Origin of the sequence: Actinomyces massiliensis 4401292 (assembly GCF_000269805.1) — a bacterium.
Classification (GTDB): Bacteria; Actinomycetota; Actinomycetes; order Actinomycetales; family Actinomycetaceae; genus Actinomyces; species Actinomyces massiliensis.
This window is the reverse complement of sequence record NZ_JH711482.1, coordinates 599,092-621,879: the sequence shown is the minus strand read 5'-3', so window position 1 is coordinate 621,879 and position 22,788 is coordinate 599,092. Positions and strand designations below refer to the sequence as shown.

Annotated in this window: 19 protein-coding genes; 13 read left to right on the top strand and 6 right to left on the bottom strand. The window is 68.7% G+C overall.

All coding sequences use genetic code 11. The annotated features are described in order from the left end of the window. Positions 1-130 precede the first annotated feature (130 nt). The 3 genes from murA (at position 131) to W5W_RS0111095 (ending at position 3,560) form a co-directional block, all read left to right on the top strand. Entirely contained in the window at positions 131-1,453 is a 1,323-nt protein-coding gene (gene murA / locus W5W_RS0111105; protein ID WP_008732707.1) for a UDP-N-acetylglucosamine 1-carboxyvinyltransferase, read from the top strand. Positions 1,454-1,602: 149 nt separating this feature from the next. Further along, on the top strand, positions 1,603-2,496 hold the full coding sequence (locus W5W_RS0111100) for a lysophospholipid acyltransferase family protein (protein ID WP_008732684.1): 894 nt from the start codon (positions 1,603-1,605) through the stop codon (positions 2,494-2,496). Next, positions 2,493-3,560 carry an NAD(P)H-dependent glycerol-3-phosphate dehydrogenase gene (locus W5W_RS0111095; protein WP_008732775.1) on the top strand — a complete coding sequence of 356 codons (1,068 nt, stop codon included), beginning with the start codon at positions 2,493-2,495 and terminating at the stop codon, positions 3,558-3,560. Before W5W_RS0111100 ends, W5W_RS0111095 begins: the two co-directional genes overlap by 4 nt. Before the next feature lie 39 nt (positions 3,561-3,599). Here W5W_RS0111095 and W5W_RS0111090 read toward each other — a convergent pair whose 3' ends face one another. Further along, entirely contained in the window at positions 3,600-4,349 is a 750-nt protein-coding gene (locus W5W_RS0111090; RefSeq protein WP_008732687.1) for an AMIN-like domain-containing (lipo)protein, read from the bottom strand. 134 nt (positions 4,350-4,483) lie between these two features. Between W5W_RS0111090 and W5W_RS0111085 the strand changes: the two genes are divergently transcribed. Both W5W_RS0111085 and W5W_RS0111080 read left to right on the top strand, forming a co-directional pair. Then, positions 4,484-5,665, top strand: a complete 1,182-nt coding sequence (locus W5W_RS0111085) for a D-alanine--D-alanine ligase family protein (protein WP_008732786.1) — start codon at positions 4,484-4,486, stop codon at positions 5,663-5,665. Beyond that, complete coding sequence (locus W5W_RS0111080) at positions 5,652-6,761, top strand: thiamine-phosphate kinase (RefSeq protein ID WP_017195433.1); 1,110 nt, start codon at positions 5,652-5,654, stop codon at positions 6,759-6,761. Before W5W_RS0111085 ends, W5W_RS0111080 begins: the two co-directional genes overlap by 14 nt. Positions 6,762-7,014: 253 nt before the next feature. On the opposite strand, the gene rpmB is transcribed toward W5W_RS0111080, so the two are convergent. Next, the gene (gene rpmB, locus W5W_RS0111075; RefSeq protein WP_003785965.1) at positions 7,015-7,206 is read right to left on the bottom strand and encodes a 50S ribosomal protein L28; all 192 of its coding nucleotides are present in this window, start codon (positions 7,204-7,206) and stop codon (positions 7,015-7,017) included. 315 nt (positions 7,207-7,521) lie between these two features. Between rpmB and W5W_RS0111070 the strand changes: the two genes are divergently transcribed. Together W5W_RS0111070 and W5W_RS0111065 are read left to right on the top strand one after the other, a co-directional pair. Beyond that, complete coding sequence (locus W5W_RS0111070; RefSeq protein WP_017195432.1) at positions 7,522-9,378, top strand: DAK2 domain-containing protein; 1,857 nt, start codon at positions 7,522-7,524, stop codon at positions 9,376-9,378. A gap of 60 nt (positions 9,379-9,438) precedes the next feature. Then, positions 9,439-11,685, top strand: coding sequence for an ATP-dependent DNA helicase RecG (locus tag W5W_RS0111065; RefSeq protein ID WP_029574273.1), 2,247 nt, complete (start codon positions 9,439-9,441; stop codon positions 11,683-11,685). Between the two features lie 6 nt (positions 11,686-11,691). Here the strand turns inward: W5W_RS0111065 and rsmD are convergent, their stop codons facing one another. Further along, positions 11,692-12,279 carry a 16S rRNA (guanine(966)-N(2))-methyltransferase RsmD gene (gene rsmD / locus W5W_RS0111060; RefSeq protein WP_029574272.1) on the bottom strand — a complete coding sequence of 196 codons (588 nt, stop codon included), beginning with the start codon at positions 12,277-12,279 and terminating at the stop codon, positions 11,692-11,694. A gap of 180 nt (positions 12,280-12,459) precedes the next feature. Here rsmD and coaD point away from each other — a divergent pair, with 180 nt between their 5' ends. The 6 genes from coaD (at position 12,460) to W5W_RS0111030 (ending at position 16,933) form a co-directional block, all read left to right on the top strand. Next, positions 12,460-12,972: a pantetheine-phosphate adenylyltransferase gene (coaD, locus tag W5W_RS0111055; protein WP_193760086.1), complete on the top strand. Its 513-nt coding sequence runs from the start codon at positions 12,460-12,462 to the stop codon at positions 12,970-12,972. Further along, positions 12,969-13,520: an ATP synthase subunit B family protein gene (locus W5W_RS0111050; RefSeq protein ID WP_017195429.1), complete on the top strand. Its 552-nt coding sequence runs from the start codon at positions 12,969-12,971 to the stop codon at positions 13,518-13,520. Before coaD ends, W5W_RS0111050 begins: the two co-directional genes overlap by 4 nt. Before the next feature lie 180 nt (positions 13,521-13,700). Next, a complete protein-coding gene (locus W5W_RS0111045; RefSeq protein WP_017195428.1) occupies positions 13,701-14,282 on the top strand; it encodes a YceD family protein in 582 nt (193 codons plus the stop codon). After that, positions 14,282-15,118, top strand: coding sequence for a ribonuclease III (rnc, locus tag W5W_RS0111040; RefSeq protein WP_017195427.1), 837 nt, complete (start codon positions 14,282-14,284; stop codon positions 15,116-15,118). The genes W5W_RS0111045 and rnc overlap by 1 nt, the downstream gene beginning before the upstream one ends. A gap of 6 nt (positions 15,119-15,124) precedes the next feature. Next, the gene (gene mutM, locus W5W_RS0111035; protein WP_017195426.1) at positions 15,125-16,141 is read left to right on the top strand and encodes a bifunctional DNA-formamidopyrimidine glycosylase/DNA-(apurinic or apyrimidinic site) lyase; all 1,017 of its coding nucleotides are present in this window, start codon (positions 15,125-15,127) and stop codon (positions 16,139-16,141) included. A gap of 141 nt (positions 16,142-16,282) precedes the next feature. Next, positions 16,283-16,933: a response regulator gene (locus tag W5W_RS0111030; RefSeq protein ID WP_029574271.1), complete on the top strand. Its 651-nt coding sequence runs from the start codon at positions 16,283-16,285 to the stop codon at positions 16,931-16,933. 111 nt (positions 16,934-17,044) lie between these two features. On the opposite strand, the gene W5W_RS0111025 is transcribed toward W5W_RS0111030, so the two are convergent. Genes W5W_RS0111025 through cydD form a run of 3 tightly spaced genes read right to left on the bottom strand, consistent with a single transcriptional unit; the run spans position 17,045 to position 22,685 of the window. Continuing rightward, positions 17,045-19,045 (bottom strand): GAF domain-containing sensor histidine kinase, encoded by a 2,001-nt coding sequence (locus W5W_RS0111025; protein WP_017195425.1) that lies wholly within the window; start codon positions 19,043-19,045, stop codon positions 17,045-17,047. Next, the gene (gene cydC / locus W5W_RS0111020; RefSeq protein ID WP_017195424.1) at positions 19,042-20,874 is read right to left on the bottom strand and encodes a thiol reductant ABC exporter subunit CydC; all 1,833 of its coding nucleotides are present in this window, start codon (positions 20,872-20,874) and stop codon (positions 19,042-19,044) included. Before cydC ends, W5W_RS0111025 begins: the two co-directional genes overlap by 4 nt. Further along, entirely contained in the window at positions 20,871-22,685 is a 1,815-nt protein-coding gene (cydD, locus tag W5W_RS0111015; RefSeq protein ID WP_029574270.1) for a thiol reductant ABC exporter subunit CydD, read from the bottom strand. The genes cydC and cydD overlap by 4 nt, the downstream gene beginning before the upstream one ends. Between the last annotated feature and the right edge of the window lie 103 nt (positions 22,686-22,788).

The window sequence follows — 22,788 nt, the reverse complement described above, 5'->3', positions numbered from 1 at the left end:
GCCGACGGCGCGCACCACGATTCTCTCGGGGCGCGCCGTCTCGCTTATGCTGAGGAGGCTTTGCGCTCATCGGGCGCGCTCGTAGGCATCCGCGGTGCCCGCGACCACATCATCGTTTCGGAGGTACTTGATGGTCGACGGATTGCTCCAGGTTCAGGGCGGACGCCCGCTCAACGGTGAGATCACGGTGCGTGGGGCGAAGAATCTCGTACCCAAGGCGATGGTTGCGGCCCTGTTGGGCGCTACGCCCTCCATCCTGCGCAACGTTCCGCTCATCCGTGACGTCGACGTCGTCTCGGGGCTGCTGTCCCTTCACGGTGTGACGATCGACTATGACCAGACCGAGGGCGTCCTGCGGTTGGATCCGTCCCGCGTCGAGACCGCTCACATGGCCGATATCGACGCTCACGCCGGCAGCTCCCGCATCCCCATTCTGTTCTGCGGTCCACTCCTGCACCGTCTGGGGGAGGCCTTCATCCCCGATCTGGGCGGCTGCCGCATCGGGGACCGCCCGATCGACTTCCACTTGGAGATTCTGCGCAAGTACGGGGCGGTCGTGGACAAGCTCGAGGGCGGCATACGCATCACCGCTCCCGAGGGCCTGCATGGCACGGTCATCGATCTGCCCTACCCGTCCGTCGGCGCGACCGAGCAGACACTGCTGACGGCAGTACGCGCCGAGGGCCTGACCGAATTGCGGGGAGCGGCGGTCGAGCCCGAGATTCTCGACCTCGTCGATGTCCTGCAGAAGATGGGTGCCATCATCTCGGTCGATACCGATCGCACCATTCATGTCGAGGGCGTCGACGACCTCGCCGGATACAACCACGCCGCCCTGTCGGACCGCATCGAGGCGGCCTCCTGGGCATCCGCCGCGCTGGCCACTCAAGGCGACGTCTTCGTTCGCGGCGCCCACCAGGGCGATATGACGACCTTCCTCAACACCTTCCGCAAGGTCGGCGGCGCCTTCGACGTGCGCGACGACGGCATCCGCTTCTATCACCCTGGCGGGGATCTGAGGAGCATCGTGGTGGAGACCAACGTCCACCCCGGTTTCATGACCGACTGGCAGCAGCCCTTGGTGGTGGCGCTCACCCAGGCCCAGGGCCTGTCCATCGTTCACGAGACCGTGTACGAGAACCGCTTCGGCTTCACGGGGGCCCTGCGCAAGATGGGGGCCACCATTCAGGTCTACCGCGAGTGCCTGGGAGGCACCGAGTGCCGATTCGGGCAGCGCAACTTCTACCACTCCGCCGTCATCTCGGGCCCCGCTCCACTGCACGGCACCGACATCGTCGTGCCCGATCTGCGCGGCGGCTTCTCCCACCTCATTGCGGCGCTGGCCGCCGAGGGCATCAGCAGGGTCGAGGGCGTCAATCTCATCGATCGCGGTTATGAGCACTTCATGAGCAAGCTCTCCGCGCTCAATGCGGACGTCGTCCGGCTGGCCTGAGGACCTGCCGGGTCTGCGGCCTTCCTGCCGGTCACTGTCCTGGTCCGGATCTTGGTCCGGGTCCTGGTCAGTGGGACCCGTGCCGAGTCGCGGTCGTGCGCCGGGATGCGGGCACCGGCTAGAGTCGCGTCGTGCCCACGACCCGACGCATGACCCCCTTCTACCGGTTCGCCTCCCGCGGAGCGATCATCCCGTTCCTCAAACTGGTTTCCCGCCAGCATGTCAGCGGTACGGAGAACATCCCTCGCGAGGGGGGCTTCATTGCGGTATGCAACCATTTGTCGGACCTGGACTCCTTGACGGCCATGCGCTGCCTGGTCGACGAGGACGTGCCCGTGTACTCCCTGGCCAAGTCCACGATCTTCGATGTGCCGATCCTCGGGCACGTCTTCAAGGCCGGAGGCCAGATCCCCGTCTACCGGGGCACGAAAGAAGCCGGCAATTCCCTGGTCGAGGCGGAGAGGCGCCTACTCGCCGGGGACGTCATCATGATCTTCCCCGAGGGAACGCTCTCGCGCGACCCGCTCCTGTGGCCCATGGTGGGCAAGACGGGGGCGGCGCGCCTGGCCATGCGCACCGGTGCGCGCCTGCTGCCCATGGGGCAGTGGGGGGCGCAGGACATCCTGGACTCCTACGGCGGTGGATTTCATCCGCTGCCCCGCAAGGACGTGCGGGTTGTGATTGGTGAGACCTTCACCCTGGACTCCTTCGGCACGGACATCGAGGATCGCGCAGCGGTGCGCGCCGCGACGGCTGAGATCATGCGCCGTATCACCGTCCTGGTCGAGGAGATTCGCGGGGAGAAGGCGCCGAGGCCCTACGACATGCACTATGACGGCGACTTCGGGAAGAAGCACCGCGGTGTGCGCAAGCCCGATCCGGCCCCCGATGAGCAGCCCGGCGCTGTCCCGGTGGACAGAACGGGGGACGAGCCGGAATCCGGTGAGGCGGGTCCTGGCGCGCAGTCCGGCACGGAGCCCGGCGGCCCTGGGGTTGATGACGCGGAGTCCGGTCATGAGTCCGGCAGCGGGGAGCGACCGTGAGCGAGCGGACCGTGCGCGAGGCGCGCAGAGCGGCAGTTGTCGGCGCGGGTGCCTGGGGAACGACATTCGCCTGTCTACTCGCTGAGGCGGGCACCCCCACGACTCTGTGGGCGCGTCGCGACCACGTGGCCGCCGAGATCAATGCCGGCAGCAATGAGCGTTACGTTCCGGGCCGCCGTCTGCCCGAAGGCGTGTCGGCCACGAGCGATCTGGGGCGGGCCGTCGAGGGCGCGGACCTGATTGTCGTCGCCGTGCCCTCCCAGAGCGCCCGCGAGGTGCTGTCTCCACTGCAAGGCGGGCTCGGGCCCGACGTCTTGGCGGTCTCGCTGATGAAGGGCGTCGAACTGGGCACCGGGCTGCGCATGAGCCAGGTCCTGACCGAGGCCCTCGATCTGCCGGCCGAGCGAGTCGCCGTCATCTCGGGCCCCAATCTCGCCGATGAGATCGCAGCGCGTCAGCCCACCGCCACGGTGGTTGCCGCCACTGATGAGGCTGTCGCGGCACGCGTGGCCGCGCTGTGCGCCACAAGTACTTTCAGGCCGTACACGAATACCGATGTGCTCGGCGTCGAGCTGTGCGGTGCAATCAAGAATGTGATCGCCCTGGCTGTGGGGGCCGCGGTCGGGTGCGGGTTCGGTGACAACTCCAAGGCGACCATCATCACTCGTGGCCTGGTGGAGATCACTCGCCTGGGGATGGCCCTGGGAGCGAGTCCGGAGACATTCTCGGGATTGGCGGGCCTGGGCGACCTGGTTGCGACCTGCTCCAGCCCCCTGTCGCGCAACCAGGCCTTCGGCCGTCATCTGGGTCAGGGGATGAGCGTCATGGAGGCGAGCAGGGCCTCACGGGGCGTCGCCGAGGGCGCGAAGTCCGCCCGCGCGGTCCTCGACCTGGCCGCCGCCCATAACGTTGAGATGCCGATCACCGCGGGTGTGGTCGCCGTCGTCGAGGGCCGGGCCACGGTCACTGAGATCAACGACGCGCTTCTGGCTCGCCCGCGCAAGGCCGAGGGCGTCAACGCCGCCCCGGCCGAGGGGGCCGGCGGGACGGACCCGGCGAATTAGACCGCGGGCTCAGTTGCCGTCATTCGCCGTCAGTCATCATCAGCTGTTGTCGTCGTCGTGATGGTCCTGGTCGCCCTGACCGTCCTGGCCTTGCTGGTCGTCGTCGGCCACGTCGATGACCAGGCGCGTGGGGTCTGACAGGGTGAAGACCCGGTAGGTCTGGGAGTCGGTGCCCAGGACGACCTGGAACTCTCCCTCGAACCCGGGATCCACGAAGGCCTCCTCGATGCCCTCATCGCCCTCGTCGCCGTCGCCCTTGTCGAGATCGAGGCGCTGCTGGCCGGAGCCCTGCCCCGTGGGCTGTATCGAGGCCGTCCCGGTTCCATGGATGACGAGCGTGTGATCTCCCTTGACGGTGATCGGATCGCCCTTGCCCATGGTGCTGGCGGAATCGACCCATTCCGGAGCCCGCCAGCCGGGCGTCCCCTCGCCTTCGAACTCAAGGACGATGCGGCTGTAACCGTCATGGGATCCCGCGCGCACCTCGGCGATAGTGAGCGCGGAGCCCTCAGCGGCTTCCTCGCCCTCACCGCCGATCTCCCAGTCCGGGTCGTTGGAGCTGTCCTGGTCCTGCTGATCCAGCGGGGAGGCGCTGGTGGCGCCCTTGGAGGGATCGGCCTGGCCGCTGCCGGTGCTTCCCTCGTCCGGGGCGGTTGATGAGCCGCCGGACGCGGCTGTGCTCTCCACGGGTGCCGGTCCGGTCGCCTCGGTGTCTTCGTAGCAGGCGCTGAGCGTCAGGGCTCCGCTGAGGAGCATGGCCAGAATCAATGCGGATGAGCGGTGGCTCATGGTGTCTCCTGATGACGACGATGCAGGGATGACGAATGATGACGAATTACGAATACCGAGTCCCGAGGCCGATCCCGAATCCAGTCCCGGACCCGTTTCCAGGATAAGGGCCCTGGCGCGGTAGCGTGGGCACTATGGCAGCAGACCTGAAAGAGCCCGGTCCTTCCTCCCCTTCCTCCGCATCCCGCCCCACTGGACGCAAACCCCGTGTCGCCGTCGTTTTCGGGGGGCGCAGCGGCGAGCACACCATCTCATGCGCCACCGCCGCCGGAGTCCTATCGGCCATCGACCGCGACCGCTATGAGGTCCTGCCCATCGGCATCACGCTGAGCGGTCAGTGGGTACTCGTCGACGACGATCCTGCCGCCCTGGCTCTGGACGACTCCCGCCCGCCGGTGGAGATCACCGCCGACGGCCTGGGGCGCGGTGAGCTCGCGGTCCAACTCGGCAGCGGAGCGCTGACCGCCTTGACGCCCTCCGGACCGGACGTCCTGGGCGGCGTGGACGTCGTCCTTCCCCTGCTTCACGGCCCCTACGGGGAGGATGGCACCATTCAGGGAATGCTCGAGATGCTGGGCATTCGCTATGTGGGCTGCGGCGTGCTGGCCAGTGCCGCGGGCATGGACAAGCAGGTGACCAAGGTACTGCTCAGCGCCGCCGGCATCGCCACCGCTCCGCACGTCGTGATCGAACCCCACCGGTGGAAACGAGACCGCGACGCCGTCCTCCAGGCGTGCGAGGAACTCGACTACCCGTTGTTCGTCAAACCCGCTCGGGCCGGCTCCTCCCTCGGCATCACCAAGGTCGAGCGTCGCGAGGACCTGCTCGCCGCCATTGAGACCGCCCGCGCGGTGGACCCCAAAGTACTCGTGGAGACCGGGATCACGGGACGCGAGGTGGAGGTCGCGGTTCTGGGCGGCCGTGGCGATGACGCCCCGCGCGTGGCCGAGCCCGGTGAGATCGTTATGGACGCCTCTCATGGAGCCGGCGAGTTCTACGACTACGAGACCAAGTATCTGGCCCATGATGCAGTCCAGATGGTCTGTCCCGCCCGCCTGACCGCCGCTGAGCGCGAGCTGGTCATGTCCACCGCTGCTGAGGCGTTCATCGCCATCGGGGCCGAGGGGCTGACCCGGGTCGACTTCTTCGTCACCGACGACGGGCGCGCCGTCGTCAATGAGGTCAACACCATGCCCGGCTTCACCCCCTTCTCCATGTACCCCTACATGTGGAAGACCTCCGGCTTGGACTATCCCGACCTGGTCGGCGAGCTCATCGAGTTGGCCCTGGAGCGGCCGGCCGATGTCAACCGCTGAGGACGCCCACACGCTCGGTCGGGTCACCATTGCCGACCTGACCGAGGAGGATCTTCTGGCGGCTTTCGCTCCCTTGCTGCCTCCCAGCCGCAATGAGTTGGTCGGCACCGGTGATGACTGCGCCGTGCTGGTCGCCCCGGACTCCCGTTACTGCGTGAGCACGGACATTCTGGTCCAGGGGCGCCACTTCTCCACGGACTGGTCGAGCGCGTGGGAGATCGGTGCGCGTGCCGCCGCCCAGAACCTCGCTGATGTCGCGGCGATGGGGGCGCGCCCGGTGGCGATTGTCGTCGGACTTGTCCTGCCGGCGACGACGACCCTGGCCTGGGTCAAGGATCTGACACGAGGCATGGCTGAGATCTGCGCCCAGAACGGGGCCGGCATCGTCGGCGGCGACTTGAGCGCGGGGGAGAATCTCGTCATCGCGGTCACTGTCCATGGTGACCTGGAGGGCCGATCTCCCGTTCTGCGCTCAGGGGCGCGTGCGGGCGATCTGCTCATTCACGCCGGGACACTGGGGCGCAGCGCCGCCGGGCTCGCGTTGCTCAGTAACGACATCGACGACCCTGATCGTGTCGGGGCGCGGGAGGGCTCGTCGTCGTGGGAGGGCTTCGACGAGGTGATGCGTGCTGCAGTGCGCGAGTCACTGTCCGTCTTCCGCGCGCCCGTCCCGCCGCTGAAGGCGGGGCCCGCCCTGGCCGAGGCGGGCGCCACTGCGATGATGGACGTCTCCGATGGTCTGCTGCGCGATGCCGGACGCATGGCCGCTGCCTCAGAAGTGCGAATCGATCTTGAGGATCCTGCGAGCTCGCGGAGCGGCGCCGGGGAGGACCTGGCCGTTCTGGAGCCTGTGGCGGGACTGATGGAGGATTCGCGGATCGCTGCCCGAGCGCTGGCGCGCCGGTGGGTGCTGACCGGGGGAGAGGACCATGGCATGCTCGCCGCCTTCCCGACCGAGGCGGCGACCGGACTTCCTATGGGCTGCCGTGTCATTGGGCGGGTGCTCGAGCAGAATGAGGGTCCCCGCGTCACGGTTGGCGGGAGAGCACCTGATACCTCTGATACTGGACAGGGGTGGGATCACTTCCGGGGCTGAAGGCGCGAGGGCCGTCCTCGGGCGGTCTCTCCGCTCGGCTCGCCGTGGGGCTCGGACGGACCAATCTCATTGCCCGAGCGAACCGATGCCGGTACGCAATGGGCGCGGAGTGCGACCGATCCCGAGAGGGAGCACATAGGGAGTTAGGGAGCAAGGAGAAAACTCGGTGGGGATGGGGCGAGAAAAGGAGGCCGTCACCCGCTCGGGTGACGGCCTCTCAGTGTTCGTCAGCGTTCAATCGGCGAGAGAGCGCTCAGATGTTGCGCGTCACCTTGCCCGCCTTGAGGCAGGACGTGCACACGTTGAGACGCTTGGGAGCGCCGTTCACGAGAGCGCGCACGCGCTGAATGTTCGGGTTCCACCGGCGGTTGGTCCGCACATGGGAGTGCGAGACGCTCTTGCCGAAGATGGGTCCCTTGCCGCAGACGTCGCACACAGCAGCCACGGTCTCACTCCTGAATCTTCTTGCTTGAACGCCGGGCCGGAGCCCGACAATAGATCGACAGCCCGAGAAGCTGCTCCTCGGACAACCAGGACACCTTATCGGACGGCGGGTAACCATCCCAAGCGACAGAGGCGTGGGGTGGGGCACATGCCTCCGTTAATTGCGCATTGGTCAGGACTTTTAGTCCTCGCGACAGTCGCCCCAGGGCGCGCTCAGAGGCGCGGACCGGTAGCCTTGAGACATCAGGGTAAGCAGTCGCCCGATCGGGCGACCGGACCCACCAGCAGCCAAGGAGAACGCGGCGTGACACGGCAGATGAGCGGCCAGCCGCCAACCCCGGCTCCCGTGCGCGCTCTTACCGCCCCCGTTCTGCGCGATTGGCTGCGTCTGGTGCGCAGAACCGAAGAGATCACGCGCACGCTCGTCGATTCGCTCAATGTTTTTCCGGTCCCGGATTCTGACACCGGCACCAATGTTCTGCTCACTGTGCGCGCCGCCTGCGATGCAATACGTCTCCTGCCGGCCAGCGCTGATCTCGTCCAGGTCTCCCGGGCTGCAGCTGATGGCGCGATCCGTGGCGCACGCGGCAACTCCGGCCTCCTGGTCTCGCAGGCGCTGGCTGCGCTCGCCGACGTCTGCGCTGAGGGGCCCGACCCCACCGCTCTGCGGCCAGTCGAGATCGTCCACGCCTACGAGCGCATCGCGGACACCACATGGGCCGCCGTGTCGCGACCGGTGGGGGGAACTCTGCTGACGGTCGCCCGGGATGCCGCTGCGGCTGCGCGCACGGCCCTGGAGGAGTCCGAGCCGGCCGCGCCCGCAAGCGTCTCGACGATCTGCGCGGCCGCCGCCTTCGGCGCCCAGGAGAGCGTCGTGGAGACCGCCGGGCTCGGCCATGGCCCCGTGGACGCCGGCGGCGCGGCCCTGATGCTCATGCTCACGTGCCTGTCGGACACGGTCGACACCGAGGCCCGAGCCGAGCTGGATGACGGTGCGGACGGGGCGGTGGAGCTTCCTAAGCCTTGCACCGAGGTCGCCCATCAGATGCTCGTCGATCTCGTGGCCGGCGCCACGCATGGGGTCACCGGGCCGAGTGATGCTGTGCAGGCGACCTCTGCCGGGGAGTTCGAGGTCATGTACCTGCTTGACGCCACTGCCACTCAGGCGAGCGCGCTGCGCAGTGAATTGGAACGCATCGGCGACTCGGTGGGCGTCGTCGGCACCCCGGATGCCCTGGGGATGGGCCTCTATCAGGTTCACGTCCACACCGACACCCCTCGTGCCGCACTGCCCCGCGCCGGACGGGCTCGCCAGGTATGCGTCCATCACCTCCATCCCACGGCCCTGGCGGTCGCCACGGGCTGGGAGGAAGACGAGCCGCCTCTGCCCGCTGCCGGTCGTGCGGAGGGCGACGCCCATGTCGTCTCCTTCGAGCGCCTGGCCGCTCGCCGGGAGAAGCATCGAGCGGCCAGGCGCGATCGATCCATGCGCCAGCATCCCTCTCAGCTCAGCCCTTCCGTGTCAGAGGCCGAGCGTACCGGTGTCATCACCTGTACTCGTGCCCCGGGGCTCATTGAGCAGCTGGCCCGCACCGGCGCCGTCGTCGTGCTCCACCCGGAGCGCGATGGCATCATCCGCGCCGCCGTCGACCTCGGTCTGGGGCGGGTGATCGTGCTGCCCTGCGACTCCGAGTGCGCAGCCCACGCCCACGAGGCGGCCCGGTTCCTGGCGGCCCGCTCATCCGTCTCCCGCGTGCGCGGCGCCGTCGAGCCGGCTCCCGTACCTGGCGAGAGCGTTCAGCTCCTCGTATGCGACACGGACGACGAGGCCCGTGTCCTGGCGGCAGCCGTGGCCGTGGCCGGACGCGCTGAGGACCTCACCACCATGGCCGGGAGGGCCGGCCGCGCCGCTATCGAGCTGCGCACTCTGGCTCTCAGCGGCACAGATGCCGAGGCCGACGCGGTCGTTTCGGCTCTGGATGCCGCACTGCGTCCCGAGGACGAGCTGACCACCGTGATTCTGGGCCGTGACGCCATGCCCGATGTCGGCGCGCTCGTCGCCGAGGCCGTCACGCACTACGGAGAAAGGGTCCTGGGGGATCCCGACGCCATTGAGGTGGTCATCCACGCAGGCGGTCAGGCGCGCCCCGATGTTCTCCTGGCCCTGGAGTAGGTGCGAGTGAGCGCGCGACCCACGCCCGCACATGGTGCGGTGCCACTCCTGGATCGTCCGCTGGACAGGCTCCTGGGCAAGCGGACTGCGGATCAGTTGGCCAAACTGGCCAAACAGGGCGCCCGGACGGCCGGAGAGCTGCTGCGGCTCCTGCCTCGCCGCTACGACACCTGGGGCGAGTTGACCGACCTGCGCGCCTTGACCGACGGGGAGCAGGCCACCATTCAGGCTGAAGTGGTGCGTTCCTCCGCCCGCCGTACCCGCGGTGGACGTCCGCCCGCCATCATGGAGGCCACCGTCACCGACGGAACCACGACTATGGATGTCGTCATGTTCGGGACTGCCGGCCTTATGAAGCACCAGGCGGATCAGCTCTCACCGGGCACCACCGCGCTGCTGTCGGGCAAGGTCGGCACCCATCGGGGACGAAAGCAGTTGGCGGGGCCCCGCTTCCAAGTCCTCGACGAGCTCGATGAGGCGGAGCGCGAGGCCTTCCGGGCCCGACCCGTGCCCATCTACCCGGCCACCGAGGCCCTGCCCAGTTGGCGCGTCGCCAAGGCGGTGCGCACTGTCCTCGATCAGCTCGATGCAGCGGACATCCCCGATCCGCTGCCCGCGCATGTGCGCGAGGCCCACGATCTCATCGACGCCTACACCGCCTATCGCTGGGTTCACATGCCTCAGGACGCCGAGCAGTGGCGGACCGCGCGCCGCCGGCTGCGCTATGAGGAGGCCTTTGTCCTCCAAACCGCTCTCGTCCAGCGGCGCGCTCGGCATCGGGCAACACGCACCGCCGTGTCCTGGCCCGCTCCCGGGCCTGACTCCCTGCGCGCCGACCTGGACGCCGCTCTGCCCTATGAGCTCACCGCCGGGCAGGCGCGCGTCGGAGAGGACCTCGCTGCCGCCCTGGACTCGACTGTTCCCATGCAGGTTCTCCTGCAGGGCGACGTGGGCAGCGGCAAGACCCTCGTTGCTCTGCGCGCCATGACCCAGGTCGTCGGTGCCGGTGGGCAGGCCGCCCTCCTGGCTCCCACCGAGGTTTTGGCGGCCCAGCATCACTCCAGTCTTGAGGGGCTTCTGGGGCCCTTGGGGCGGGCCGGGATGCTCGGCGGCGCGGAGCGCGCCACCAGGGTCATGCTGTTGACCGGATCCACACCGGCTCCTCAGCGTCGCGAGATCCTCGCCCTGCTGGCGGCCGGTGAGCCCGCCATCGTCGTGGGGACGCACGCCCTGCTGTCCGAGTCGGTCCAGATCCCCTCCCTGGGACTGGTGGTCGTCGATGAGCAGCACCGCTTCGGGGTCGCTCAGCGCGATGCCCTGCGCGAGCGCCGCGACGTGATCGATCCCGTCACCGGAGCCGCGCGCACCCCGCATCTGCTGGTCATGACCGCCACCCCCATCCCGCGCACGATCGCCATGACAGTATTCGGCGACCTCGACACGGCGGTCCTCGATGAACTTCCAACGGGTCGGCGTCCCGTCGCCACCCACCTGGTGCCCTGGGAGCGGCAGGCGTGGGTGGAGGGGATCTGGCGGCGAGCGGCGCGCGAGGTCGCCGCCGGGGGCAGGGTCTACGTCGTCTGCCCGCGTATCGACGCCGATGATCAGGCGGGGCGGTCGGACACGGATGCTGATAGGCCCGAAACCTCTGATGATCTCCTGGAGTCTCTGGAACCTGAGGACCCGCGGCGCCCACTGGCGGCTGTGACCCAGTGGGTGCAGCGCCTTGCGGATGAGCCGGCGCTCGCCGGAACGGGGATAGGCGCGCTCACCGGACGGATGCCCAGCGCCGAGAAGGAGGCGGCCATGAAGGCATTCGCCGGCGGCGCGTCTCCAGTACTCGTGGCGACCACCGTCATCGAGGTCGGGGTGGATGTGCCCGAGGCGACCATGATGGTCATCCTCGACGCGGATCGCTTCGGGCTCTCTCAGCTCCACCAGCTGCGCGGACGGGTGGGACGCGGAAGCAGCGCGGCCGTGTGCGTGGCGGTCACCGGTGCGGAGGTCGGATCGACGGCCTTCCACCGGCTCAAGGCCTTCGCCGAGGTCTCCGACGGCTTCGCCCTGGCCGAGGCGGACCTGGAGCTGCGAAGCGAGGGCAACGTGCTGGGGGCGGCCCAGTCCGGGCGACGCTCCGATCTCGACCTGGTGCGGGTCACTCGGGACCGCGACGTGATCGAGCGGGCCCGCGGCGAGGCGGAGGCGGTCATCGCCGCCGACCCGCAGCTGCGCGAGCATCGTGCTTTGGCCGCCGCGATTGCCCAGCGCCTCGATGAGGAGGCCCAGGCCTTCCTGGAGCGGTCTTAAGCGGTCCTAGCCAGTTCCAGGGTCATCAGGCATGGGAGCGGGCTCGGCGAACCAGAGCACGGATTCTCCGTAACGCTTGTCCGAGAAGCGCTCCAAGCGCTTGGGCCAGGTGGGCTCGGGCGAGCGGAATGAGCGTTCGACGACAACGACGGCACCCGGTGCCAACCAGGGATCGATGCTGCGGGCCAGGGCGGTGAGCATCATCGTCAGATCCGCCTCGCTCAGATCGTAAGGCGGATCAATGAGCACCAGATCCACCGGCGCACCGGTGGCTCCTTTCAGAAAGGTCGTGGCCTTGGCGCTCACTGCGCGCACGCCTTTGAGCCCCAGGGAGCGAATATTGCGCTGGCAGACCGCTACGGCGCTCCGCGCGGAGTCGACCAGGGTCACGTCGTCGGCTCCCCGGCTCGCCGCCTCCAGACCGAGAGCGCCGGAGCCGGCGCACAGATCCAGCACGCGTGCGCCCTCAACAATCCCGTAGTGCTCGAGGCGGGCGAACAAGGCCTCCCGCACGCGCTCGGACGTCGGGCGGGTTCCCGAGCGCGGCACGTCGATCCTGTGTCCGCCGGCCGTCCCGGCCACGATCCTGGTCACGTTCCGAGCCTACGGCAGGGAGGCGGTGGGATAAGTGACGGTGCACGACATAGCACGACGTAGAACGTACAACAACGTAGAACGATGTTGACTTACGACCGAGGACCGATTCCGCCCGCACCTTCCGCCCGCACCGGCGCGCGTCCACCGCTGAGGCAGGGGCGCGGTTAGCCTCGGAGCATGTCAGTGGCCGTGTACCCCGGAACCTTCGACCCCATCACTCTGGGGCACATCGACATCGTGCGCCGCGCCTCGACTCTGTTCGACCGGGTGATTCTGGGCATTGCCCAGAACGCCGCCAAGGCGTCCAGCCATCTGCTGGATCTCGACACCCGCGTGGCGCTGGCTCGACGGGCTCTCCAAGATCTGCCCGGCGCAGAGGTCGACATCGTGCCGGGTCTTCTAGCCGACTATTGCCGCAATCGCGGGGCCCGTGCCATCGTCAAGGGCCTGCGCAGCGGCACTGATCTGGACGCGGAGGCGCCCATGGCGTCGCTCAACCGAGAGCTTGGCGCACCCGACACCGTTTTCCTCATCGCCGCCCCCGATCGTTCCCACGTCTCCTCGTCCCTGGTCAAGGATGTGGCCCGGTACGGTGGCGACGTCTCCCATCTTGTGCCCGATGTCGTCCTCGACGCCCTTCGGGACGCCCTGCCGGCGCCGTACTCCTTGACAGGAAGGACCCACTCGTGACGACCAGCTCCGATGCCGGAGACGACCTGCTGCAGATTCTCGACGAGCTCGATCACCTCATAACGGGCGCGCGCTCGGTACCCATGAGCTCCTCGGCCATCGTCAACCGCGATGACGCCCTTGCTCTGATCGACCGCGCGCGCCACGCCGTCCCTTCCGCGGTGCGTCGCGCCGAGGAGATCGTTGCGGATGCGGATGCGGTGCTCGCTGATGGGCGGGAGGAGTCCGAGCGGATCGTGTTGCACGCCCAGGAGGAGGCCGAGCGCCTGGTGGCGGGCGAGAGTGTCGTGCGCATGGCTCATGAGCGCGCGGACGAGATCGTCGCCGCTGCGGAGGACCGCGCCGCCGACCTCCGTCATGGCGCCGATGAGTACTCGGCCCGCTCACTGGAAGCTCTGGAGGCCGAGCTCGTCAAGATCACCGAGCAGGTGCGCGCGGGGCGTGATGTCCTGGCCTCGAGGCTCGGCGAGCCCGACGATGCTGAACAGGAGCCCCAAGAGGGCGGCCGCCGCCGATCCGGGTGGCCGATGATTCCCGGCTCCCTGTGAGCGGTGCGCGACGCTCCCGTTGCGACGATTCCGAAATATCACGATTCAAAGTGTGATCCGCGGACGGGCGGTGCCGTGGCCTTGTGCCGCCGGTGCCCGGGTACTCTGAGCTCCTGCGGTTCGGGTTCCGCCCTGATCCGTTCCTGATCCGCGTACGTACCGGACAACCGGAGGAGCACCATGACCACCACGGCCGCATTGGTCGTCGACATTGTCGATCTGCCGCGCCAGGTCGGGGCCGTCAAGGATGTGCGTGTCGAGACGCCCGCGCCCGCGGACCTGGGCACGGATGTCATTGGCGTGCCCGAGGGCAGCGCCGTCGTCCTGGATGCGCAGTTGACCAGCATGGAGGACGGTGTGCTCGCCCGCGGCCGCGCTGATGTCCACGTCCACGGAAGGTGCGTGCGCTGCCTTCGCGATCTTGACGAGGATCGCACCATCGCCTTCGATGAGCTCTACTACCTGCCCCAGGCCGCCAAGGCTCAGGTGGCCGAGGACGATGAGGAGGCCGATGACCTGTTCCTGGTCGGCGAAACCGACTTGGATCTGGAGCTGGCCTTGCGCGACGCTCTCGTGCTCACGCTCCCATTCCAGCCTCTGTGCAGGCAGGACTGCGCAGGTCTGTGCTCCCAGTGCGGTGAGAGGCTGGACGATCTGCCTCCCGATCACCACCATGAGCAGCTCGATCCGCGGTGGTCGGCGCTGGCTGCTCTCCTGCCCGAGCAGGACGAGCCCGGTGCGAGCCGGGAGGAGCAGGGCTGATGGCCCATTCATCTCGCAAGGGCGGCACTAGGCAGCCGCGTCGTGTCGCTTCTCCCGCGCGCGCCGATGTCGAGGCCCTCGTCTACCGATGGGGCCCGCGGATCGATCCGGAACTGCTCGACCTGTCACTGACCCACCGCTCTTTCGCCCATGAGAACGGGGGGCTGCCCACCAACGAGCGCCTGGAGTTCCTGGGCGACTCCGTGCTGGGCATCGTGGTGACCGAGTATCTCTACCGCGCTCACCCGGACGTCTCCGAGGGCCAACTCGCCAAGATGCGCGCGGCGACCGTCTCCGAGCCCGCATTGGCCGCGGTCGCCCGGGACCTCGGCTTGGGGGAGTTCATCAAACTGGGGAAGGGGGAGGCGCTGTCCGGCGGCCGTGACAAGGACTCGATCCTGTCCGACACGGTTGAGGCGCTCATCGGCGCCACCTATCTCACCCAGGGCCTGGAGCCCACTCGCGCCGTGGTCGAGCGTCTTGTGGCCCGCTTCCTCAGCTCGGCCCGCACACGCGGCGCCGGTTTGGACTGGAAGACCAGCCTCCAGGAGCTCGCTGCAGCTCACGGTCTGGGCAATCCGCGCTATGAGGTAGACAGTGTCGGCCCCGATCATGAGCGGATCTTCACTGCGCAGGCGATCGTCGATGGCGCCGTCCGCGGCGAGGGCACGGGCACCTCCAAGAAGCTTGCCGAGCACAAGGCCGCGGAGGCCGCCTACGCCTCCATTCTGGCCAGTCACGGCGACGGCGGGCTGGACCTGCCCGGCGTCAATGAGGCCCTGCGCGCGGACCTGGCGGGTCCGAAAACGCATGCCGAGCCGCTTTCCAAGGGTTGAGCGGGCGTGCCCGAGCTGCCAGAGGTCGAGTCCGTGCGCTCCGGGCTCGCCCGGCATCTGATTGGTCGTACGATCGGCGGCGTCGAGGTCTTCGATCCGCGCTCCCTGCGCCGGCAGGCGGGCGGGCCCGAGGAGTTCGTACGCCGGCTTTCAGGGCGGACGGTGACTGCGGCCGTCCGCCGGGGGAAGTTCCTGTGGCTGCACCTGGATGATGGCCGTGCGCTGTCGGCCCACCTCGGGATGAGCGGTCAGCTCCTTGTCCGCGGCACGAGCGCGGGAACCTCTCCCGGTGCTGAGCGCACTCGCGATGCCGACTCGGATGAGGGCAGTGCTGTCCGGCACGCTGATCCGGCGGCCATTCGCGCCCCGACTCTCGTGCGTGAGCTCTCCACCCGGCCGCGTCACCTGCGCGTACGTCTTCATCTCGTCCCTGTTGACGGGGACGCTCCCGGGGGCGCTGCTGTCGATCTCGTCGATCAGCGCATATTCGGTGGCCTGCATGTCACCGATCTGGTGCCCACGCCGGATGGCGCCCCCGGTGGGATGGGCAGCCCGGCCGCCCTGCTCCCCATCAGCGCCGGCCATATCGCCCGCGATCTGCTCGACCCCGCGCTTGATCGTCAGGACGTCGTGATGCGAATGCGCTCCTCGAGCCGTGCCGTCAAGACGATCCTCCTGGACCAGCGCATCGTGTCGGGCGTCGGCAATATCTACGCGGACGAGGGCCTGTGGGCCGCTCACGTGCACGGTGCGCGGCCCGGCGCACGACTGGGGCCGCGCATCGCAAGGCGTTTGCTGGAGCAGACCGCGGCCGTCATGGAACGGGCGCTGGCGGTCGGGGGAACGAGCTTCGATTCCTTGTACGTGGACACCGATGGGACCGCCGGGTTCTTCGCTCGCGAGCTTGCGGCCTACGGTCGTGCTGGTCGGCCATGCCGGCGGTGCGACGCATTGATGCGCTCCGAGGTGGTCGGCGGGCGCAGTCACACGTTCTGCCCGAAGTGTCAGACTCGTCCGCGCTGAGGGCGGGAACGCGAGCATGCGCGAGGGTGCGGGCTCGGTGGGCTCGGCGCTCAGCGCTCAACGGTCCATGGGCCTGGAGGATTCTCCTGGGACGACGCCATATTTGTGACGTAGGTCCCCGACGCTGCTAGGCTCCATGACATGCCGAGAGCAGTGCCTGCCGAAACCGTCCGCGTCATGATCGTGGATGATCATGAGATCGTTCGTCGTGGGATAGCCGAGATCATTGATCGCGCTGATGGTTTGGATGTGGTGGCCGAGGCGGGGTCCTGTGCAGAGGCCCTGCGGCGTGCTGAGCTCGTGCGTCCCGACGTCGTCCTGGTCGATCTGCAGCTGCCCGACGGCACCGGCATCGAGCTCATGCGCGAGCTGTGCGACACAGTCCCCGACGCTCTGCCGATCGTGCTGACCTCATTCGATGACGACGAGGCCCTGGCCGAGGCGCTTGACGCCGGGGCCCGCGCATATCTGATCAAGACCGTCCACGGCGCCGAGATCAGCGACGTTGTGCGCGCTGTTGCGTCGGGGCGTGTTCTGCTCGACGAGCGCACGGTCACGCGTCGTCGGGCCGATCATGACGATCCGACGGCGGACCTGACCAACGCCGAGCGCAAGGTTCTCGACCTCATCGGCGATGGCCTGTCCAACCGCGAGATCGGGGAGCGCCTCGGCGTCGCCGAGAAAACCGTGAAGAACCACATCACCTCCCTGCTGGCGAAGATGGGTCTCCAGCGCCGCACACAGGTCGCCGCCTGGGTCGCGGGTCAGCGCGCCTCGGGGTGGCGCCGCTGACCGCACTCCGCATCAGGCGACATCAGGCGGCGAACGCCTGTCGGGGCGTTGTCCCACCTCCCCCGGGCTGCACCTGGCTCAACTGGATTCATTTGGCTTCTTCATTCGGCCTCAGCAGAGAGCCGGCCCCAGCGGAACCCGCCAGGTGAAGCAGGTGCCGCGGCGCTCGCCGTCGGAGCGGGCGCGCGGTCCGATGGCGAAGGTACCGCCGTGGCGACGAGCCCGCTCGGCCATGTTCGCCGTGCCCGAGCGACGCGTCACCGAGGGGTTGACCCCTATGCCGTCGTCACGGCATACCACTTCCACCACCGGCACGCCGTGGAAGGGCTCGGCATTGCCGGAGGCCGGCCCGTCCGCGGTCAGGAGACTCGAGTCGCCGGGCAGCACGCCTTCGATCTTGACGTCCACCGTGACCGAGGACGCCTTGGCGTGCCGAGCCACATTGGACAGGCCCTCGCGAACGACCGCCACTATGTCATCGGCGATATCCGGCTCAACGGCCGCGTCCAGGGCATCAATGAGCTCGTCCTCCTCCTGACGGCCCGTCTGCGCCAGCCCGCGTCCATCGATCGTGAGTATCAGTGAAGGCGCGAATCCCAGAGACGTGCGGGCCAAGGATGCCTCGCGCCGCAGCCGTTCGACGACGCTCACGTCCTCATCGCGATCGCGCAATGAGCGCACGATCGAGCGGATCTGGCGCACTGAGTCGTCAACGGCCTCCAGCGAGGACTCCAGGGCCCCGCACGCCGAGGCCAGGTCGACGGGGCCACCGGCCCCATCGGCATGATCAGGGGAGTGGGCGCGCAGGCGATCGCGAGCCGCAGAGATCTGCATCCCAGTGGCGAAGAGCTGTTGGATCGCCAGGTCGTGCAGATCGCGCCCGATGCGGGCCCGTTCATTGAGCAGGGTCGCCATCTCTTCGGCGTGCTGGGCGTCGGCCAGCTCGAAGGCCATCGTCGCCTGCCCGGCCACCAGCTCGGCGATCTCCAGGTCCTGCTTGGTGAAGGGAGCCGCCCCCTGGGCGCGCAGCAGCAGCATGACCCCGACTCCGCGGCCCCGGTGGATCATCGGGGCGTACAGGGCCGGTCCGAAAGCCGCGAGTTCCGGTACGAGCAGATCGTGGGCCCCCCAGGCCTCGGCCAGAGAATCCACCGTCATGCCGGTCTGATGGGCCAACGTCGTCAGCGCTCTGCCCTCGGATGGAAAAGCGGTCCCGATGAGACCGGCGGAATGAGCGCCCGCCGCGATCTCGCACACCCATGTCTGGCCGACGCTGGGCAGGATCAGGGCAGCCGTGTCCGCGTGCGCGACCTCGCGCACCCGGTGGGCGATCAAGGTCAGGGCGTCGTCCTCCTCGGCGCCCGACAGCAGCAGCGTCGTCAACTCCTGAGAGACGGCCATCCAGCGCTCGCGGTCCCGGGCCTCCCGGTACAGTCGGGCGTTCTCCACCGCGACGGCAGCGGCCTCGGCGAGGGTGAGGACAATGGCGGCATCCCCGTCGTCGAAGCCACCGTCCTTGTCGCACAGGTACAGGCGTCCGTAGAGATGCCCATGCACCCGCAAGGGCGCCGACAGCACTGACCCCGTGGTCTCTCCTTCGATCTGCCCCGTGAAGGCGGCGGCCGGCAGATCGTTGTCGACGATGACGCCTCCATCGGCAGGACCTACCCTGCGCGCACCGGTCAGCATCGAGTCGAGCTCGCTGGGCGAGGCGGTCGCCCGCGCTGTGGCCAGGGACGGGGAGCCGGTGGTTCCGAGCACGCCGATAGTGCCCCAGGCCGCGCCTGTGATCGAGCAGGCGGACTCCACCAGGTGACGCAGCGCATCAGGCATGTTGAGGGAGCCCGTCAACCGAAGGGCGGCGCGAAAGAGCTCGATGGTGCCGCTGTCCAGGTTGACTCCTCGCGAGGGATGCTCGCGCGTCGAGGCCAGGTTGTCGGTGTGGATCGCGTATGCCAGCGCCCCGATACCAGCAGGGTCGTCCGGACTCGGACTGCTCGGCAGCGCCAGCACCAGGTCATCGTCCGGCACGCCGGGGAAGACGGCCGGATCGGGACGTGAGTTCGGTTCGGGCATCTCAGTCATCTCGGGAATCTCGGGCATCTCAGTCATCCGTGCTCGTGCTCCAGCGACCAGCGGTAGGACGCGTCCTGCGCGCTCAGCCGGGTGTGCGTTCCACGACGCACGATGGTGGCCGGCTCCCCGGGCTCGGGGATGCCAAGAACCAGGACTTCATCGGCGCTCTCCAGGGCGCTGAGCCGATGAGTGACCAGGAGGACGCCACGTGCTGTCTCCTCTGCCTCTTCAGCCTCCTCGGCGCCGTTGCCGGCTTGCAGCAGATCTGCCACCAGTCGGTCTGCGGTGGCGGCCTCCAGATGCTCCCCGGGCTCGTCGAGCACCATCAGCGGCGCCGGAGCCGCCAGCGCACGTGCGAGCAGGAGGCGACGGCGCTCGCCTCCGGACAGAGTCGTGGCGTCCGAACTGAGCAGTGTGTCGAGCCCTTGCGGGAGTCCGGCCAACCAGTCGCCCAATCCTGCTCTCCGCAGCAGGGCGCGGGCGTCCTGCGAGCTCAGGGTCCCGTTGGCCACGCGCAGATTCTCCAGGACGGTGGTGGCGAACACGTGGGCATCCTCCGCGGTCAACGTGATTCGGCGTGCCACATCCGATCGTTGGGCGGCCCACGGCGCGGTTCCGTCCAGGGTCAGTTCACCGCCCTTGGGCTCCAGGAGACCGGCGAGGGTCGCTAGAAGAGTCGTCTTGCCGACTCCTGAGGGCCCGGTGATGGCCAGGCGGTCCCCGGGCGCCAAGTCGAGGTCGATCCCCTTGGCCACGACAGGACCATCCGGCCAGCCGACCGCCAGTCCCCGGGCGCGCAGGCGGGGGCCGCCGTCGCTGAGAGCCGGCAGCGGCTCGGGATCAGGAGCAGCCGCAGCGCGCGGGGCCTCCGCCCTGTCCGCCTGGTCTGCCCTGTCAGTGAGCTCGACGATGCGTGCGGCCGCCCCGGCGGAGGTGACCAGCTGGACGGTGGCGGGCCCCAGCGCCGAGGTGACTTCGAAGGCGGCCAGCGGTACGAGGACGATGACCGCGAGCCACACCGGGGCCAGATCGCCGGTGATCACCGCCTGACCGCCGACCAGAAGAGCTCCTACGACCGCCAGACCCATGGCGGCCGTATCGACGGCAGCGGCCATGGCCGCTGGACGGGCGCCACGGTCCCGGGCGGAGGACAAGCGGGCTTCCAGGCCGGCGAGCTCATCCATGAGACGTGGCAGGCGTCCGGATACGCTCAACTCGTCACCCCCCTCCAAAGCGGTCAGGACGATGGCGGACAGATCGGTGGCATGCCCCTGACGGGCCAACTCGGAGGCTCGGGCCGCCCGAGCGGTCACCAGCGGGCCGACCATGCCCGCCAGTAGCAGGCACGCCGCCAGGATGAGGCCGGAGGCGGGATGAATGAGAGCCATGCCGATACTGGTGGCGCTACCGACGCACGCGGCCACCGCCATCGGCAGGTAGGAGCGCACAACCAGGTCGCCCACGGCATCGACATCGGCCCCCACCCGAGCGAGCACATCGCCGCGCCGCAGCCCTACTACAGTGTCAGCTCGTGAAGTCGCCAGGCGCTCGTACAGGTGCGCGCGCAGGGCGCTCATACCCCGCAGCGCGGTGTCATGGGACAACAGCCGTTCGCAGTAGCGCAGCACCGAGCGCGAGATGCCGAACAGGCGCACCGCCACGGGCGCCACGCCCAGAGCGACGACGTCGGGCACCTGGGAAGCGCGGGCGATCATCCAGGCTGCGATGGCGGACAGCCCGAGCCCGCTGCCCAGACCGAGGGAGCCGATGGCTACGCAAGCCGCGAAGCGGACCCAGTTGAGGTCGAGCAGTCCGACGGCCCGCTTCAGCGCCCGCCGCTCTGCGGGAGACAGGAGAATGCTCATCGCGCGGTCCCCTCGCCGGCACCGGGCACGGTTGGCAGGTCCTGCGGGCAGTCGCCGGGCTCACGTGCGGGTCGTGAGGTCACGTCGATGACATCGTCCGCCATCGATACCAGCGCCGCTCGATGAGCGATGACCACGACCGTGCGGTGCTGGGAGCGCAGCATCTCGACACCGTCGAGCACATGCGCCTCGCTGGCCGCGTCCAGGTGCGCGGTCGGCTCATCCAGCACGACCAGCGGGGCGTCCGACATGAGCGCCCTGGTCAGACTCAGACGCTGGCGTTGCCCGACGGACAGCCCGGCGCCTCCCTGGCCAACCCGCGTCTGCCAGCCGTGGGGCAGAGATGAGACCACCTCGTCGAAACCCGTGGCTCGGGCGGCAGCGTCGAGAGAGGGGAGAACCCGTCCGAGCCGGCTGCTCGTGACCCCTGTGAACTCGGATGCGCGGTCGGCGCCGATGACGTTGTCCAGCACCGTGCCCGGCACGATCACCGGGCGCTGGGGAACCCAGGCGATCTGGGACCACCACGTGGTCGGCTCGATCTCTGACAGGTCCAGGGAGCTCATGACAGCGTCCTCAGCGCCTTGAGCGGCCTCAGTGCCGTTAGTGCCGTTGCCGTCAGCTCCATTGGGGATGACCCGCACGGTGCCACGATCGGCGGGCAGCAGCGACATGAGCACCTGGGAGGTCGTTGTCTTGCCGGCGCCCGAGGGGCCGGTCAGCGCCACGAGACGCCCCGGCCGGATCTGGGCGGTCAGTCCGGCAGGTGCCCAGCTGCCGCGTGCGGCGACGCTCAGTTCCTCGATCTCGATGACGGCGGAGGCGAGATCAGGAGCGGGCATCGTGCCGCGCTCGGGTAGGGGAGTGTCGAGGATCTCGAAGACGGCATTGGCGGCGGCGACCCCGTTGGCCGAGGCGTGGAAGTGGAATCCGACCTGGCGCAATGGCTGGTAGATCTCGGGCGCGATCATGATGACCAGGAGGGCGGTTGCCAGGTCCATGTGCCCGAACAGCAGGCGGAAGCCCACTTGCACGGCGATGATCGCCACCGACAGCGTCGTGATGAACTCCAGGACCGCACCGGACAGGAAGGCGATCCGCAGGGTCTGCATGGTGGCCGTGTTGTAGGCCCTGCCCAGTGCCCGAACACGCCCTGCCGGGCCGATCTCGCGGCCGAGAGCCTTGAGCGTGGGCAGTCCCGCGAGCAGGTCGAGCACCTGGCCGCCCAGTCTTTCCATGGCCGTGAGGCGCTCCTCGGAATGGTGCTGGGTCAGCCGGCCGATGAGGATCATGAAAATGGGGATGAGCGGAATGGTGCACGCCACGGCGATGGCGGAGGGGAGGTCCTCCACCAGCATGACCAGAGCGGTCAAGGGCGTCACTGTGGCGGCCAGGAGGAGTTGGGGCAGGTAGCGGGTGAAGTACGGCTCGAGGTCGTCCAGTCCGCGAGTGAGCAGGGTGGCGGTGTCGGAGCTGTGCTCTGCCTGCCAGCGCGGTCCCAGCGCCGCGGCGTGCTGCAGGACGTGGCGGCGCAGCTCAATGATCGTGCGTGTGGCGGCGCGGTGGGCGAGAGCCTCCTGGGTGTAGAGGATGATGACGCGCGCCGCCATGACGAGTGCCAGGAGTGCGATGCGCGGCGCCACTGCGCTGAGGGCGGTGCGGGAGGTGATGATGGGGGAGACGGACCTCGAGATGAGAACTGCCTGCGCGACGACGAGCAGCGCCGTCATACCGCCGGCCAGGGCGGTGATGGCGATGTATCGCCGAGCGGCATGCGCATAACGCATGAGCCGGGGGTCCAAGGGCTTCACGGTCTCAGGATAGTGCTCCTGGGACGGTGGTCCTGGTCATCTCGCTGCATCAGCTGGGAGCCTGGGCGGCCCTTCATCGTCAGGCCTCGATATCGGGCAGCGC

What these genes read in the sequence shown, in the direction of transcription:
- cydC (WP_017195424.1), bottom strand. Translation starts at nt 20,874, where the DNA reads ATGAGCATTCTCCTGTCTCCCGCAGAGCGGCGGGCGCTGAAGCGGGCC.
- W5W_RS0111085 (WP_008732786.1), top strand. Translation starts at nt 4,484, where the DNA reads ATGGCAGCAGACCTGAAAGAGCCCGGTCCTTCCTCCCCTTCCTCCGCA.
- W5W_RS0111100 (WP_008732684.1), top strand. Translation starts at nt 1,603, where the DNA reads ATGACCCCCTTCTACCGGTTCGCCTCCCGCGGAGCGATCATCCCGTTC.
- W5W_RS0111070 (WP_017195432.1), top strand. Translation starts at nt 7,522, where the DNA reads ATGAGCGGCCAGCCGCCAACCCCGGCTCCCGTGCGCGCTCTTACCGCC.
- rnc (WP_017195427.1), top strand. Translation starts at nt 14,282, where the DNA reads ATGGCCCATTCATCTCGCAAGGGCGGCACTAGGCAGCCGCGTCGTGTC.
- W5W_RS0111045 (WP_017195428.1), top strand. Translation starts at nt 13,701, where the DNA reads ATGACCACCACGGCCGCATTGGTCGTCGACATTGTCGATCTGCCGCGC.
- coaD (WP_193760086.1), top strand. Translation starts at nt 12,460, where the DNA reads ATGTCAGTGGCCGTGTACCCCGGAACCTTCGACCCCATCACTCTGGGG.
- W5W_RS0111025 (WP_017195425.1), bottom strand. Translation starts at nt 19,045, where the DNA reads ATGACTGAGATGCCCGAGATTCCCGAGATGACTGAGATGCCCGAACCG.
- murA (WP_008732707.1), top strand. Translation starts at nt 131, where the DNA reads ATGGTCGACGGATTGCTCCAGGTTCAGGGCGGACGCCCGCTCAACGGT.
- W5W_RS0111090 (WP_008732687.1), bottom strand. Translation starts at nt 4,349, where the DNA reads ATGAGCCACCGCTCATCCGCATTGATTCTGGCCATGCTCCTCAGCGGA.
- W5W_RS0111030 (WP_029574271.1), top strand. Translation starts at nt 16,283, where the DNA reads ATGCCGAGAGCAGTGCCTGCCGAAACCGTCCGCGTCATGATCGTGGAT.
- W5W_RS0111080 (WP_017195433.1), top strand. Translation starts at nt 5,652, where the DNA reads ATGTCAACCGCTGAGGACGCCCACACGCTCGGTCGGGTCACCATTGCC.